At 61.3% G+C, this 14,556-nt stretch carries 12 protein-coding genes and 1 pseudogene; 6 read left to right on the plus strand and 7 right to left on the minus strand.

Going from position 1 to position 14,556, the window contains the following annotated elements; genetic code table 11:
- Nucleotides 1-24: 24 nt before the first annotated feature.
- Nucleotides 25-2,247: a marine proteobacterial sortase target protein gene (locus NL528_RS03380; protein WP_375144122.1), complete on the minus strand. Its 2,223-nt coding sequence runs from the start codon at nucleotides 2,245-2,247 to the stop codon at nucleotides 25-27.
- 241 nt (nucleotides 2,248-2,488) lie between these two features.
- Between NL528_RS03380 and NL528_RS03385 the strand changes: the two genes are divergently transcribed.
- From NL528_RS03385 to NL528_RS03395, 3 genes are all read left to right on the plus strand, one after another.
- The gene (locus NL528_RS03385; protein ID WP_309181312.1) at nucleotides 2,489-3,253 is read left to right on the plus strand and encodes a helix-turn-helix transcriptional regulator; all 765 of its coding nucleotides are present in this window, start codon (nucleotides 2,489-2,491) and stop codon (nucleotides 3,251-3,253) included.
- A 188-nt stretch (nucleotides 3,254-3,441) separates the two neighbouring features.
- A complete protein-coding gene (locus tag NL528_RS03390) occupies nucleotides 3,442-3,651 on the plus strand; it encodes a cold-shock protein (protein WP_074271649.1) in 210 nt (69 codons plus the stop codon).
- A gap of 136 nt (nucleotides 3,652-3,787) precedes the next feature.
- Nucleotides 3,788-3,994: a hypothetical protein gene (locus NL528_RS03395; RefSeq protein WP_309181313.1), complete on the plus strand. Its 207-nt coding sequence runs from the start codon at nucleotides 3,788-3,790 to the stop codon at nucleotides 3,992-3,994.
- A 43-nt stretch (nucleotides 3,995-4,037) separates the two neighbouring features.
- Here NL528_RS03395 and NL528_RS03400 read toward each other — a convergent pair whose 3' ends face one another.
- From NL528_RS03400 to NL528_RS03415, 4 genes are all read right to left on the minus strand, one after another.
- Complete coding sequence (locus NL528_RS03400) at nucleotides 4,038-5,258, minus strand: ABC transporter substrate-binding protein (RefSeq protein ID WP_309181314.1); 1,221 nt, start codon at nucleotides 5,256-5,258, stop codon at nucleotides 4,038-4,040.
- 68 nt (nucleotides 5,259-5,326) lie between these two features.
- Entirely contained in the window at nucleotides 5,327-6,877 is a 1,551-nt protein-coding gene (locus NL528_RS03405; protein WP_309181315.1) for a long-chain fatty acid--CoA ligase, read from the minus strand.
- 957 nt (nucleotides 6,878-7,834) lie between these two features.
- The gene (locus NL528_RS03410; RefSeq protein ID WP_309181316.1) at nucleotides 7,835-8,476 is read right to left on the minus strand and encodes a TerC family protein; all 642 of its coding nucleotides are present in this window, start codon (nucleotides 8,474-8,476) and stop codon (nucleotides 7,835-7,837) included.
- A 199-nt stretch (nucleotides 8,477-8,675) separates the two neighbouring features.
- On the minus strand, nucleotides 8,676-9,029 hold the full coding sequence (locus tag NL528_RS03415; RefSeq protein WP_309181317.1) for a hypothetical protein: 354 nt from the start codon (nucleotides 9,027-9,029) through the stop codon (nucleotides 8,676-8,678).
- Between the two features lie 534 nt (nucleotides 9,030-9,563).
- Here NL528_RS03415 and NL528_RS03420 point away from each other — a divergent pair.
- Nucleotides 9,564-10,847: an IS256 family transposase gene (locus NL528_RS03420; protein WP_309176722.1), complete on the plus strand. Its 1,284-nt coding sequence runs from the start codon at nucleotides 9,564-9,566 to the stop codon at nucleotides 10,845-10,847.
- Between the two features lie 36 nt (nucleotides 10,848-10,883).
- Here the strand turns inward: NL528_RS03420 and NL528_RS03425 are convergent.
- Both NL528_RS03425 and NL528_RS03430 read right to left on the minus strand, forming a co-directional pair.
- A pseudogene (locus NL528_RS03425) lies at nucleotides 10,884-12,581 on the minus strand (methanol/ethanol family PQQ-dependent dehydrogenase); the annotation flags it as partial.
- Nucleotides 12,582-12,854: 273 nt separating this feature from the next.
- Nucleotides 12,855-13,040 carry a hypothetical protein gene (locus tag NL528_RS03430; protein WP_309181318.1) on the minus strand — a complete coding sequence of 62 codons (186 nt, stop codon included), beginning with the start codon at nucleotides 13,038-13,040 and terminating at the stop codon, nucleotides 12,855-12,857.
- Between the two features lie 103 nt (nucleotides 13,041-13,143).
- On the opposite strand from NL528_RS03430, the gene NL528_RS03435 reads away from it, so the two are divergent.
- Together NL528_RS03435 and NL528_RS03440 are read left to right on the plus strand one after the other, a co-directional pair.
- Nucleotides 13,144-13,728, plus strand: a complete 585-nt coding sequence (locus NL528_RS03435) for a TetR/AcrR family transcriptional regulator (protein WP_309181319.1) — start codon at nucleotides 13,144-13,146, stop codon at nucleotides 13,726-13,728.
- A gap of 69 nt (nucleotides 13,729-13,797) precedes the next feature.
- Nucleotides 13,798-14,538, plus strand: coding sequence for a 3-oxoacyl-ACP reductase family protein (locus NL528_RS03440; RefSeq protein WP_309181320.1), 741 nt, complete (start codon nucleotides 13,798-13,800; stop codon nucleotides 14,536-14,538).
- Nucleotides 14,539-14,556: the final 18 nt, after the last annotated feature.

Consider the following 14,556-nt stretch of genomic DNA (forward strand, 5'->3'; position numbering starts at 1 on the left):
GGGCGCCTCCTCCATCTGGCGGCGTCAGCGCACGAACATCTGACGCCGGTTGAACACCAACAGGATCAGGCTGAGTGCGAGCAGGATGGAACCCGCGATCATCTTCAGCTCCGAGTCGGTCGCGGTCTTCGGCAGCTTGATAGTGTCCGGCATCGGCGCGGCCACGGGCAGCGGACGCTTCGAGGCCGCGACCTGAACTTTGCCGTCGCCGGCATCGGCACGCCTCTCCCTGGGCACGACCGGCAATTGCGGGCGCTCGCCGAACACTTTTGCGAAATCCCAACCCGCGGGCAGGTTGATCGGCAACTCGCCGACCTTGAGCGGTTCGCCCTCGGGACGGCTCGGCGTCTTGTCGACCGCGACCAGGCTGGTCAGCCGGGTGACGAGTTGATGCTCCAGCTCCAGCGCCAGGATGGTCTTGTCGGCGTCTTCAGGTGCAGCTTGCCGCGTGGTACGCGCCACCTCGGCATCGCTGATCTTGCGGCGCGCCCACAGCTTTGACAGGCCCTTGCCTTCGGCCGCATTCGCAAGCGGAAGGGTCACCACCCAGGGACGATCGCCGATGCGGCCCTTGATCTCGACCGAGCCCGCGAGCTTGTCGAGTTTGGCGGCCAGAACCAGCGGCTCGTCGCGATAGAGGTCGGGGATCGCAGCCGGCGTGATGTCGGCTGAGGCACCTGAGAATTTTGCGGTGAGACCGGTCACCGCGGGATTCTCCAGCTTGGCAAACAGGGAGCGCATCCGCTCCTCGACCTGTTCGACCGAGCCGATATGGGTGAAGGCGCCGCGCCCGAGTTCGGCGGCGCGCGTCATCAGATAGGTGTTCGGCGCCGAGCCGATGCCGACCATGAACACGCGCGAGCGGCCGCGCATCGCCGTTATGGTTTCGAACAATTGCTGCTCGTTGCCGATCGCGCCGTCGGTCAGGAACACGACCTGGCGGACATTGTTGGCGCCGTCGCCGGAATCATCGGTCAGCGCCGCGCGCATCGCCGGCACCATTTCGGTGCCGCCATTGGCTTCCAGCGCGTTGACGAACGCGGTCGCCCTGCCGAGATGTCCGGCGTCGGCCGGCACTGACGCCGAGAACAGCACGTCCATGGTGTGATCGAAACGGATCACGTTGAAGCGGTCGCTGGGCTGCAGGCGCCCGAGCGCGTAGATCAGACTCGCCTTGGCCTGCGCGATCGAGGTGCCGCCCATCGAGCCGGAATTGTCGATGACGAAGATCACCTCGCGCGGCAGCGGCTTTTTCTCGGTCTGTTCGACCGAGGGCGGCGTCACGAAGGCCAGCAGATAGTCGGCATTGCCGACATGCTCGCGGAACAGTCCGACCGACGGCGCCTTTTCGGCCGCCGGTTTCCAGGTCAGCTCGAAATCGCGATCCGCCGGCACCGGGCCTTCGGCGAGCCTGATGATACGCGTATTGCCGTCGGGGCTTTCGGTCTTGATCGCGTGATGGTGACTCTTCACTTCGCCAAGGGGGAAGCCGGCCTGGAGGCGCACCGTGATGCTGGTCGGGTTGACCGGTGCGTTCTGTGCAGGGTCGAGCACCGGCGGCGAGATGCGGTCGCGATCAGGGACGGAATCGGATTTGGTCGCGCCCCAGCCGCCGCCGTCGGGCCGGAAGTCGACGCTCTGCACCACGGGTGCGGGATTGTAGCGCGGGCCGACCACCATCGGCACCCGCAACGAAAACTCGTTGCCGGATTGCTGAACCGGCTCCTGATATTCGATCTGCACCAGCACGGTCTCGCCCGGGCCGATATTGGCGACCGAATTGGTAAAGATGTTCGGCCGTTCCTGTTCGGTCAGCGCCGCCTTCTGTCCGTTCCGCGCCGCCTGCTCATAGATGACGCGGGCCTGCCGCCGCTCCTTGATGTCGCCGACCACGACGCGATCGCCGACCACCATCTTCAGCGTATCCACCGCGCCGCCCGGCGGCAGCGGGTAGACGTAAGTGGCCTCGACCCAGTTTTGCGTCGGGTTCCGGAAAATCTGGGTGACGCGAGCGCGGATGGTTGGGCCGGAGACGGTGAGGTCGACATCGATGCCGAGCCGCGTTGCTTCGGCATAGCCGTCGTCGGTTTTCATGAGCAGCGAGCCGGACCGCGCCTCGGCCGGCCGGAGCACGGCGGCCTGCGGATTTTCCGCCGACCACACCGGCTCAAAACTCAAAAATAATGCCGCAAACCCGACTGCGAGTGCGGCGACGCCTTCCACCACGAAGAACAGCAATATTCGCATCTTGCGCGACAGGCCCGCGCGCCTGCCGGTCTGGATTTCAGCGCAAATCGTCATTTTCGTCACTCCCGAGCGAATGTTTCGCTGCCGGGAAGTGTTGGGGAACGCGTGTTTTTGCGCGAGCAGAATGATCGGCATTGTTCAGCCGCCCCCCGGCGAGGCGCGCCGTGGCCGGGACGGGTTTGTGCGGCTTTGTGCGCCATTGTGCGTCTGCTAGAATGGCCGGGACAAAGCAGGGGTGACGATGCCGACGCCGGACACGCAGCTTTCCGCCGAGCAAAGCCGGCAGGTGGCCGAGACCATACGCGAGGAAATCGCGCGCCGCCGCATCTCCCGGCAATCGCTGGCCGAACAGGCCAAGCTCAGCCTTTCGACGCTCGAAAAAGTGCTCGGCGGCCGCCGCCCGTTCACGCTTGCGACCACGGTGCGGCTCGAGCAGGCGCTCGGCGTATCCTTGCGCAAGACGCCGGACCTTCCGGTAGCTGCACCGCCTGCCAACGGCGACGTCGCGCCGGATGGGTTGGGGGCCTATTCGCGCCGCGCGGTCGCCTGGATCGAAGGGACCTATGTGACGATACGGCCGTCGTTCGGCGACAAGGAAGCGATCTTCGCCTACCGCACCGAGATTGCCTGGGATGCCGCCGCGTCGTCGCTCGTGTTCCACGAGAGCGAGCGGCAGGATGCGGCCTACACCCAATACGGTGAAGTGGCGGTGCCCAACCAGTCGGGCCACATTTATCTCGTCACCAACCGCCACGGTCAGCATCGTCTGATCACCGTGGCGCGTCCGACCATTTCAGGCGAGATGTACGGCATCATCACGACGCTGTTGGCGGGCCGCGGCTCGCTGTTGACACCGATCGCGGCCCCGATTGCGTATCTGCCGATCAAGCTGGTTCCTGGTCCTACCCTCGGCCGCATTTCACCAAACGACGCCAATTACGCGGCTTATCGCCAGCATTTGCGCCGTACCATCGACGAGCCGTTTGCCATGTTTTTGCCTGGCTAGAAGCGATCTCTGCTGCAGGGCTTGTATTTCCTGTGAAAGGGTCTATATGAGCCCCATTCGAATTACCGCTCTGCCTTGTTGACCGCGCCGAAACCGGCTCCTTTCCCCAAGACATCGTTAAAAATCGGATCGAACCCGCGCGGAGGTCGTGCGGGCAAAGCGCATCTGCGCATCTTGGAGATAGTTACATGGCTACCGGAACAGTTAAGTGGTTTAACGCGACCAAAGGCTTCGGCTTCATTCAGCCCGACGACGGCGGAAATGACGTTTTCGTTCACATCAGCGCCGTCGAACGCGCTGGTCTGAGCTCGCTCAATGAGGGCCAGAAGCTCTCGTTCGAAGCGAAGACCGACTCTATGCGCGGCAAGACCAGCGCCGAGAACCTTCGCGTAAGCTAAAATCGTCGATTTGGGATTTCCACGGATGTACTGGAATCCTCTGATCGGCTTTTGAATATCAGGGCCCGCTGGTGATGAACCAGCGGGCTTTTTGTTTGTGATGCATCTGAAATCATCAGCCCAAAGGAGGCCGGAAATGACTGAACGGCTGGACACCCTGAAAAAGGCGCGGGATCGAATGGTGGAAGAGCGCGATGCGCATGCCAAGGTGCTTGCTGCGCCGTTCGACCGCGACAAGGCGGAGCGCGCGCGCAACAAATTCGTCGAGACGCAGGGGTTGATCGATTCGATCGACCGCGCGATCAGCGGTGAACTGGCGATTGCTTCACTGCTGCCGGCGTAGAACGGGCGCCGATATCTAACGTTCGACATCGGCGCCATTCTTTTTAACCGCCCGTTTCGGCGCTGATGATGTCGCCGAACAGTTCCCACTGGCCGTTCTTGAACCGCATCATCTTGAGCTGTTCGATCGGAGCGAAGTCATTCGCAGACGTGTTGACCTTGATGCCGGGGATCAGGGTATCCGGCGCAAAGTCCTTCAGGCTGGCGGCCTGCTTCATGACGTTTTCCCGGGTCAGATTATCGCCGGACTGCTTCAGCACCTGCGCCATGGTCTGCGCCGCGGCGTAGCCATAGACCAGATTGGCGTCGGAGATGTTGGCGCCCGGCATGTACTTGTCGACGAACGCCATGAACTTCTTCATGCCTTCATCGTCCTTCCACTGCGGATCGGAGGCGTCCTTGAGGTAGCCGGCCGACAGCACGCCTTCGGACGCGTCGAGACCGGCCGGCTTCATCACCGCGCCGATCGAAATCGAAACGTCGGTCATGACGTGCATCGGCTTCCATTCCAGCTCCGCGATCTTCTTGATCGCTTGGGCTGCGAATTTCGGCGTCGAGATATTGACGAACACGTCGGCGCCGGTGCCCTTCAGCTTGACGATGTGGGAATCGATCGAGGGCTCGGTGGTCTCGTAGCTCTCTTCCGCGATCAGGATCGAGGAGGCCTTGTCGCCGAACACTTCCTTCAGGCCGGCGACGTAATCCTTGCCGAAATCGTCATTGGCATAGAACACCGCGACCTTTGCGTCGGGCTTGTTCTTCAGGATGTATTTCGCAAAGATCCGGGCTTCGACGCGGTAGCTCGGCTGGAAGCCCATGGTCCAGGGAAAATCCTTCGGATCGTTCCACTTGCTGGCGCCGGTGGCGAGGAACAGCTGCGGCACCTTCTTGGCATTATGATATTTCTGAACCGCGGTCTGGGTCGGCGTGCCCAGCGCGTTGAACACCAGAAATACCTCGTCGCTCTCGATCAGCTTGCGGATCTGCTCGACCGTCTTCGGCGGGCTGTAGCCGTCGTCATAGGAGATCCAGTTGATCTTGCGGCCGTTGATGCCGCCGGCATCGTTGACCATCTTGAAATAGGCTTCCTCGGTCTTGCCGATGACGCCGTAGGCGGAAGCAGGTCCCGAATAGGCCTCGACATTGCCGATCTTGATTTCGGTGTCGGAGGCGCCGGTGTCGTATTTCTTCTGCGCCAGGGACTGGGTGGAGAGCAGGGAGAGGGCTGCGGCGGCGGCAAGCAGCGACAGTTTTTTGTTGTTCATGAAGGCGTATCCTCGGGTTCTTTTGGTTGGGGACAGTTGGAAAAATCGTAGCCGGTCCCGGCAGGCGGTTACGAGGCAGCGGCGTTGCTATCGGTGGCTTTCGGCGTGCTGAACGTCTTTCGTAAAGTCGGTTTGTGAATCTTCCCGGTCGCGTTGCGCGGCAGCGTGTCGACGAATTCAATCAGGCGCGGGCATTTGAACCGCGCCAGATTGGCGGCACAATGCGCATGAATTTCCTCAGGAGCAAGCGTATGGCCGGGCTTGACCGCCACGATCGCCATGCCGACTTCGCCCCATTGCTCGTTGGGGATGCCGATGACGGCGGCTTCGGCGATGGCCGGAAGCTGATGCAGCACGCTCTCGACCTCGGCCGGATAGACGTTCTCGCCGCCGGAGATGTACATGTCCTTCCAGCGGTCGACGATGGTGTAAAACCCTTCCTCGTCGATCCGCGTGGCATCGCCGGTGTGCAGCCAGCCGTCGGTGAAGGAGGACGCGTTGGCGTCCGGCCTGTTCCAATAGCCCGGCGTGACGTTCGGCCCCTTGACCCAGAGTTCGCCGAGCTCGCCGACAGCTGCGTCTGACCCGTCGGGGCGAACGATCCGCACTTCCGTATGCAGCACCGGCTTGCCGGAGGAGCCGGCCTTGCGCACGGCATCCTCGCGGTCGAGCGTCAGCACCGCCGGCGAGGTCTCGGTCATGCCGTAGCCCTGCTGCAGCGCGACGCCGCGTTGTCCCCAGGTCTTCAGCAGCGGCACCGGCATCGGGGCGCCGCCGACGCCGCCGATCACCAGCCGGCTGAAATCGGAGGTCGCAAAAGCGGGGTGCTGCGCCATGAACTGGTAGATCGCGGGCACGCCGAAGAACACGTTGATGCCCTGCGCGGGATCGCTGATCAGTTGCAACGCCGCGCCCGGATCGAACGCGCGCATGATCAGCACCGTGCCGCCGGCATGCAGCACCGGATTGGTGTAGCAGTTCAGCCCGCCGGTGTGGAACAGCGGCAGCACGGTCAGCAGCACGGACGACGGCGAGATGTAGGCGGGGCCGCCGAGATTGACGCAATTCCAGAACGTCATGCCGTGGGTGATGATCGCGCCCTTCGGCTGGCCCGTGGTGCCCGAGGTGTACATGATGGTGGAGATGTCATCGAGCGTGACGTCGCAGGCCTTATCGAGCGGCTGTGCTGATGCGATCGCCGCTTCATAGGAACCGCCGGGCCCGAGCAGCAGCACCGAGGAAACATTGCAGAGTTTTGCGACCGTCAGCGCGATCTCGGCCAGATCGCCGTCGTGGATCATCACCTTCGGCGACGCATCGCCGACGATGAACTGCAACTCGGGTACGGTGAGGCGGGTGTTGAGCGGCAGGAACACGGCGCCGATCCGGCCGCAGGCGAACTGCACTTCCAGCGTATCGGTCGTGTTCAGCGCCAGCACCGCGACCCGGTCGCCGCGCACGACTTTCAGCCCGTCGCGCAAATGGGTGGCGAGGCGCGAAATCCGCGCATCGAATTGCGCGTAACTGAGACGGCGCTGGCTGGCGAGATCGACGGCCGCGATCTTGTCCGGCGTCCGGCGGCCGAAATGGGCGATCCAGTCGTAATGGCGAACCGGCAAAGTCTCCTCCGAAGGTTTTGCGGTCTTGGCGCCGCCTGATCCTGGCTTGATATTATGCCATTTCGCGTAGTGGAGCGGCCGTAGCGGGATACTGTCTTGCGTTGAGTGGCTGCCCGGTGATCCAGGCCACGAACTAGCGGCACTGTTGCTTACAAACACAAATTCGCGATCTCGCCGCATGATTTGCGCGAGGTTTTCCTTTAAACTTCCCGCCCTCTCCAAACAGAGGGCGCAGGGAAAGCCGGGTGCGCGCTGCACCCGCGGTCTCGCGTGCACTGTGCACAAGAACACGCACACGAGCATACAGGTTCAGCGGAGAACATCCGGCCTTCCCTGCGCAATGGTTTTACGGTTTACTTCGCGCTCTCCCCGGTGAACGGGCTTTCTTGCCACCGTCGCCCCTGCGAAGCGTTTGCTTCTCAAGAACTTGACGCCAGCGTCGGGGCGTCAGGACCACACGACTTCGCCGTCCGCGTCGGCACCGTTCGTCAAAGGCGCATCCGCGTCCACCGCATCCCACCGCGCGTTTCGTGACGATCGCGAGCCGCCCCTCTTGTCGGGTGAGACGGGCGGAGTCAAATCACTGATTTGCCCGACGGGACAAGAGGAATATTTTCGCAAGTCGGGCTTGACAACAATTCGCTGATTTGCCCGTCGGGCAGTATTCGTACATCATGCTCAAACCCTCCGTCATGCCGGAGGCTGCGCCAGGTCTGGGCGGTCCGCCGATCAGAGCCAACCGAGCGGCGGATTACGCCGGAGCCTGTCATCGGGCCGCGCCTTGCGCGGACCCGTTGGGCTCCAATCCGCCCTACGAGCTACATGCTGGTCGTCAACGTCTGCATGATATTCATGTATCTCTGGCCCGGCATGACGCTATGGCTGCCGACTTATCCTTACGGCAATTGACGCTCTGATGGATCGCATCGGGAAGAAACGACGCGGCAGTGCGTCATGTCATATTGACGCAACCTTCATGATATCCAGGGTTCCGCGATAGGTCATGTCGACGGCGACGTAGAGAATGACGATTAGTCCGGCGTAAGCAATCCAGCGATGATCTTGCAGAAGGCGCGCAATGAACGAAGCGGCCGCACCCATCATTGCAACCGAAAGTATCAGGCCGAAAATCAGAACCACTGGATGTTCGCGTGCCGCCCCTGCGACGGCCAAGACGTTGTCGAGCGACATGGAAACGTCAGCCACGATGATCTGCGAGGTCGCTTGGACGAGCGTTTTCCGGGGCCTGCCTTCGGGATTTGTTCCTGCAACTGCTCCGGCAGCCTCCGTCGCTTTGATCGGCTCTGCAGAGGAGGCGCGCAGCTCTCGCCACATTTTCCAGCATACCCACAACAACAGAATCCCGCCCGCGAACAGGAGGCCGACGATCTGCAGAATTTGCGTCGCCAACCCGGCAAACAGAGTGCGCAGCATCGTCGCGGCGACGATGCCGATCAGAATCGCCTTGCCTCGTTGCGCCTCAGGCAGGCCCGCGGCAGCGAGGCCGATGACAATGGCGTTGTCGCCAGCGAGCACAAGGTCGATCAGAACGACCTCTAAAAGTGCGGTCAGGGCATCTGTGCCGAGAAATTCAAACACCGGTCACGCCCCCTTCTTGCCGGGAGAATGGCCCCTCATTCGACGCGAGGTTTTTGCAATGCGTAGGTGCGTAACAGGGTTCACCGATACGTGCCGGAAATCCCGTGCCGCAATATCAAAACGGGGGCACTCCAACTTAACTCCAGTCCGACATCGCAGCCTGCTGGCTGCCAGAGGGGCCCGGCCTGGTGACTGTCTCCTATGGCGGCGCATCCGGATGTTGCTCGACCGGTTGTTCGAAAAAAAGCGCCACTTGATCCGGTTCGCTAAAAATCGCCGCTGCGCAACCCATCATGGCGAATGCGCCGGCAATATTCCATACCGTTAGATTATCCGAATTTCTGTGAACGTGGATTGAGCGGGCTACGATGGCGGCGATCGCTGCTTCCGCGAAAAGCAGAATGCTGAGCGCAGGCAGGACAAGTCCGGGCTCCAGCACGCGGATCATCAAGAATGCGGGGACCGCAATCAGCACGCTCAACAGCGCCAGTATGCCGAAGGGTTCCAGCCAAGGAGCCTTTCGCGTTATCCAGTTTGCATAAGGAGCAACCATTTTGTTTCCCTTGGCCAAAGGTCACAGCGGCAGCAGCGTTACTAAGATGCCTCTTCCACATCAATATTCGATCGCCGCCCCTACAGCCCGCAAAATTTGTGACCGGGGTTCGGTTTCTGGGGTCCGGCGCTTGATCCCACAGATACGCGGCCAGGGCATCCTTTGCCGCTCACGACCGGTCTGTTGGTCGGCCGTGGCGCGATCATTCCATTTGGCCCGCCTGTCGGACTGCTGGCGTGGCCGGCAGCTATATCGCGCGGCCGGCGTACGTCGCTACAACGTGTCACGTCCAGCAACACGCCAAGAGTCTCCTTCGAGTTGCGTTAGCTGTCGGGCAGCGAGAACACAGTGAGCTGGCCACCCAGCGCTGTGTAATCGTGCAAGCCGACATAGCCTCCGACGGCGCCCAATCCAGCGGTGGGCTCCGTCAAGCCGGGAGCTATGGCCCAAAGTTGGTGACGGCGTGAATCGGGAAGGCGGCATATCGTGGGGGTGTTCAACGCCTCCACTTCTCCACCAAAGGAGCGATATGCCGTGTCTAAGGATACCGTCGTAAAACTGATTCAGCCAGGAACTTTCAGCGACCAACTCACCGACATTTTGCGCGATGGGGCGCGTGCCCTTCTCGCCCAGGCGGTGGAGGCCGAGGTCGCCGGGTTTCTTTCCAAGCATGCCGATTTGAAGACCGAGGATGGCCACCAACGCGTGGTGCGCCACGGTCATCTGCCCGAGCGCGAGGTGATGACGGGCATCGGCGCGGTCCCGGTGCGCCAGCCCCGCGTGCGCGATCGCGAGGCCGCAGCCGGCGATCCCCGCCGCATCCGCTTCTCGCCATCGATCTTGCCGCCCTATATGCGCCGCTCGAAGTCGATCGAGACGCTGCTACCGATCCTCTACCTGAAGGGCATCTCGACCGGCGATTTCTCGGACGCTCTGGCGGCCTTGCTCGGCAAGGATGCGCCCGGCCTCTCGGCCAGCGCCATCGGCCGCCTGAAGGACGGCTGGCAGGATGATCATGCCCAGTGGCGCAAGCGTGATTTGTCGGGCAAGCGCTACGTGTACGTCTGGGCGGACGGCATCCACCTCGAGGCGCGGCTGGAAGATGAAAAGCAGTGCATCCTGGTGCTGATCGGCGCGACGCCCGAGGGCAAGAAAGAGCTCGTCGGGTTCACCGATGGCGCTCGGGAAAGTGCGCAGGATTGGCGCGATCTGCTGCTGGATCTGAAGCGATGCGGGCTCGATGCCCGGCCCGAGCTGATGATCGCCGACGGCGCGCTCGGCTTCTGGAAAGCGGCCGGCGAGGTCTGGCCGAAAGCACGCGAGCAGCGCTGTTGGGTGCACAAGACGGCGAACGTGCTGGGCAAATTACCCAAGAGTGTGCAACCAAAGGCCAAGCGGGCGCTGCAGGAAATCTGGATGGCCGAGACCAAGGCCAATGCCGAAGTCGCCTTCGACGCCTTCATCGAAAGCTACACGCCGAAATACCAGAAGGCCGTCGATTGTCTGACGAAGGATCGCGACCTGCTGCTCGCCTTCTACGACTTCCCGGCCGAGCATTGGAAGCACCTGCGCACCACCAACCCGATTGAAAGCACTTTCGCGACCGTCCGCCACCGCACGATCCGATCGAAAGGCTGCCTCTCAAACAAGACCGCTCTCGCCATGGTATTCAAGCTGGTCGAAGGGGCGCAACGATCCTGGCGACGGCTCGACGGACATGCACACTTGCCAAAGATCATTCTCGGTGTGAAATTCACCGACGGGATCGAGGTCACCGCCAAGCTGGCCGCCCCTCAGCCCGCAACCGCCGCCGCCTGACTGATCAGGCCGTCACCAAAAATTGGCGATAGCTCTCAAGCCGGCAGCCAGGCCAATGCCGGCCCAACCGCCCACTCCGGACAGAACGGCAATGTACTGCTTCCCGTTATGCTCGTAAGTCGTCATGTTTCCGATGATGCCGGAAGGTGTTTTGAACTTGAAGAGTTCCTTGCCGGTCTTGGCATCGGCAGCCTTCAGGTAACCCTCGAGCGTTCCGTAGAACACAACATTGCCGGCGGTTGCTAACGCACCCGACCAAACCGAGAATTGCTCTTTCGTCGACCAGACGATCTTGCCGGTGCGGGCGTCCCAGGCAATGAAGTTGCCCATGTGGCTCTCGCCAGGAGGCGGGTACATCGACAAGGTTGCCCCAACATAAGGCTGCCCAGCCGTATAGTTCACCTTGAACGGCTCGTAATCCATGCAGACGTGGTTGGTCGGCACGTAGAACAGGCCAGTACCAGGTGAGAATGCGGCAGGCTGTTGATCCTTGGTTCCAAGCGCAGCCGGGCAGATCCCCTTCACGTTGGCGTCCTCTCGCCGGGTAGAGTACTTCGGGTCGACGATGGGACGACCATAGGTCTGCGAGGCTTTATCCATCTCGACCTTGGTGGCCCAGTTGACCGCGGGATCGTACTTTTCAGCGACGATGAGCTCGCCGTTGGTTCGATCAAGTGTGTAAGCGAAGCCATTTCGATCGAAGTGAACGAGGAGCTTCCGCGGCGTCCCGCCGATGGTCTGGTCGACCAGGATCATTTCATTGACGCCGTCGTAGTCCCATTCGTCGTGTGGCGTCATCTGGTACACCCATCTGGCGATTCCGGTATCGACATCACGCGCGAAGATGGTCATCGACCATTTGTTGTCGCCCGGCCGTTGGCTCGGATTCCAGGTTCCGGGATTGGCGGAGCCGTAATAGACCAGGTTGAGTTCGGGATCGTAGGAGTACCATCCCCAAGTCGTAGACCCGCCAATCTTCCACTGGTCGCCTTGCCAGGTCTTGAGGCTCGAGTCACCGCCGACCGGCTTGCCGAGTTCCGTCGTCTTCTGCGGATCAATCAGCATTTCATTGTCCGGACCGACCGAATATGCGCGCCATGCCTGCTTGCCGGTTTTCATGTCGTACGCCGTCATCGAACCGCGAACCGCAAACTCGCCACCGGAGATGCCGACGAAGACCTTGTCCTTGATCACCATTGGAGCCGAAGTTCCGGTCTCGCCCTTCGACGGATCGCCGTTCTTGGCTGACCAGGACACCTTGCCGGTCTTGGCATCGAGAGCGACCAGCGTCGTGTCAGCTTGATGCAGGAAGACCTTGCCGTCGCCGTAGGCCAAGCCACGATTGACTGTATCGCAGCACATGACGGGGATCACATTGGGATCCTGCTTGGGATCGTATTTCCAAAGGATCTTGCCGTCGTTATTCAGATCAAGAGCAAAGACGGGATTCGGAAACGGGCCGTGGACATACATGACATTGCCGATCACTAATGGGCCGCCTTCGTGTCCGCGCAGAACGCCGGTCGAAAACGTCCAGGTCACCTGCAACTTGGCGGCATTCTCCGAGGTGATCTGATTGAGCTGCGAATAGCGATGGTTCGCGTAGTTACCCGTTGGCATCACCCAGTCTTTCGGGTTTTGCGACATCTTGATCAGTTCCTCGTTCGCATTGGCCGCACCCGCGGCAAGCACGGCGGCAGCGCTGAAGCAGATTTTTGGAAAGGAATGGCGCATCAGAGTTCTCCCTGTTGCACTTGTCGCGCAGCAACTGGTGCAGACGTCGCCGCTCCTGCAACGCGCTGACGTCCGGTGGTGCTGACATCATTTCGGTCAACTCTACTGCTGCCTTTGGTGCTTCGACAGTTGCACGTTTGTCGCGCGACGATTTCGCGCAAATTGCTGCTCGAGAGTGTCTGTCCTGTCGATATCGGCCTCTGCTTGGTCGGTAGGGCCGATCCGAGCCGTGAGCGCCAAAGGAGCCGCTTGCTCGACAGTTGCGGCCACGGATCACTGTTCTCGCTCACCGGCGAGATAGAGCAGCACGTAGGACGGATTGGAGCACAACGGGTCCGCGCCGAGGCGCGGCCCGGTGGGCGTAATCCGCCGATCAGAGCCAGCCGAGCGGCGGATGACGCCTTCCGCCCTACGCGCTTCAATCGTCGAGAGCCGGCTGCGGGTTGTCAAAAGCTGCATTTGAGGAAGGTCCGCTTCTGGCGCCCACAACGGCCATTAAGAATGCTTCCATTGCCGGATGCGCCGTTATTGACAGATCGGTCCAAAATAGCTAATCACGGCCATGGCCAGGCCAAGAGAATTTGATCGCGATGCAGCCGTGCAACGGGCGATGTCCGTTTTCTGGCGAAAGGGTTATGCCACAACTTCTACGGACGATCTGCTGCGTGCGATGAATATCGGCCGGCAGAGCATGTACGACACGTTCGGCGACAAACACCGGCTTTATCTGGAAGCGCTTGAGAAATATCAGCGAGAGAGCGTTGCCGAGAACATCAGGCGGCTGCGATCGACCGCTTCGCCACTGGCCGGAATTGAAGCGTTTGTTATCGGCATCATTGCTTCCGATAAATCCGTGCGCGAGAAGGGCTGCATGGGTGTTGGCTCTATCTGCGAATTCGGAAACACCGACACCGACCTGGTAACACTGCGCGCCAGGAGCGGCGGCGAGCAACACAGGGCTCTGATCGAGCGTCTGCGGCACGCACAAGCGGCAAACGAAATCGGAGCGAATGTCGATATCGAGCGTGCCGCGCGCTTCGTGGAAACAACGATGTTCGGACTCCAGGTCGCAGCAAAGGCAGGAGCTTCTCTTCAATCTCTGCGCGACACGGCCGCCTTTGCGATCGCAAGTTTGAGAAATCAGTAGTTTCGCGGCAGTGCTGCGAGCATCGGCCTGGACAATTTTGGACTTATTAGTCAATAACGGAGAGAATGTATGTATAACGAACCTACGCTAATCGATAAAGTCGCGCTTGTTTTGGGGGGCTCCCGGGGTATTGGCGCGGCGATCGTGAGGCGACTTGCAGCGAACGGCGCGTCGGTCGCGCTGACCTATGCCAACTCGGCGGAGAAGGCGGCCAAAACCGCCCGCGCGGCGGAAGCTCATGGCCAGCCGGTGATCGCGATCAAAGCCGACAGCGCCGATCCCAGAGCCGTCGTGGATGCGGTGGCACAGACGATCGCACGCTTCGGCCATCTGGACATTCTGGTCGTCAATGCCGGGATCCTAATACGCGGCACGGTGGACAAGTATGATCTTGCCGACTTCGATCGTATGGTGGCGACGAATCTGCGCGGCGTCTTCGTCGCGATCCAGGCATCGTCCCCCCACCTCAGGGAAGGCGGACGGATTATCACCATCGGCAGCAATACAGCCATTCGAACTGCATTCCCGGGAGCAAGTGTTTACTCAATGACGAAGGGCGCGGTTGCCTCGCTGGTGCGCGGCATCGCTATCGACCTCGCGCCGCGCGGGATTACCGTCAATAATGTCCAGCCCGGACCCACCGAAACAGAGATGACAGCTGCTCACGCCGAGATGGTGAAGCCACTTGTGCCCCTCGGACGCCTGGGCAAGCCTGAAGAGATTGCGGGGCTGGTGGCCTATCTCGCAAGCCCCGAGGCCGGATTCATTACCGGCTCCAGCCAGACGATAGACGGTGGTTATGTCGCATGACGCACCCTGTCCAGGTAC

Source organism: Bradyrhizobium sp. Ash2021, assembly GCF_031202265.1.
Lineage (GTDB): Bacteria > Pseudomonadota > Alphaproteobacteria > Rhizobiales > Xanthobacteraceae > Bradyrhizobium.

Bases quoted from the DNA above. Each gene is read 5' to 3' on its own strand.
- NL528_RS03380 (WP_375144122.1), bottom strand. From the start codon at position 2,247: ATGCGAATATTGCTGTTCTTCGTGGTGGAAGGCGTCGCCGCACTCGCA.
- NL528_RS03385 (WP_309181312.1), top strand. From the start codon at position 2,489: ATGCCGACGCCGGACACGCAGCTTTCCGCCGAGCAAAGCCGGCAGGTG.
- NL528_RS03390 (WP_074271649.1), top strand. From the start codon at position 3,442: ATGGCTACCGGAACAGTTAAGTGGTTTAACGCGACCAAAGGCTTCGGC.
- NL528_RS03395 (WP_309181313.1), top strand. From the start codon at position 3,788: ATGACTGAACGGCTGGACACCCTGAAAAAGGCGCGGGATCGAATGGTG.
- NL528_RS03400 (WP_309181314.1), bottom strand. From the start codon at position 5,258: ATGAACAACAAAAAACTGTCGCTGCTTGCCGCCGCCGCAGCCCTCTCC.
- NL528_RS03415 (WP_309181317.1), bottom strand. From the start codon at position 9,029: ATGGTTGCTCCTTATGCAAACTGGATAACGCGAAAGGCTCCTTGGCTG.
- NL528_RS03430 (WP_309181318.1), bottom strand. From the start codon at position 13,040: ATGCAGCTTTTGACAACCCGCAGCCGGCTCTCGACGATTGAAGCGCGT.
- NL528_RS03435 (WP_309181319.1), top strand. From the start codon at position 13,144: ATGGCCAGGCCAAGAGAATTTGATCGCGATGCAGCCGTGCAACGGGCG.
- NL528_RS03440 (WP_309181320.1), top strand. From the start codon at position 13,798: ATGTATAACGAACCTACGCTAATCGATAAAGTCGCGCTTGTTTTGGGG.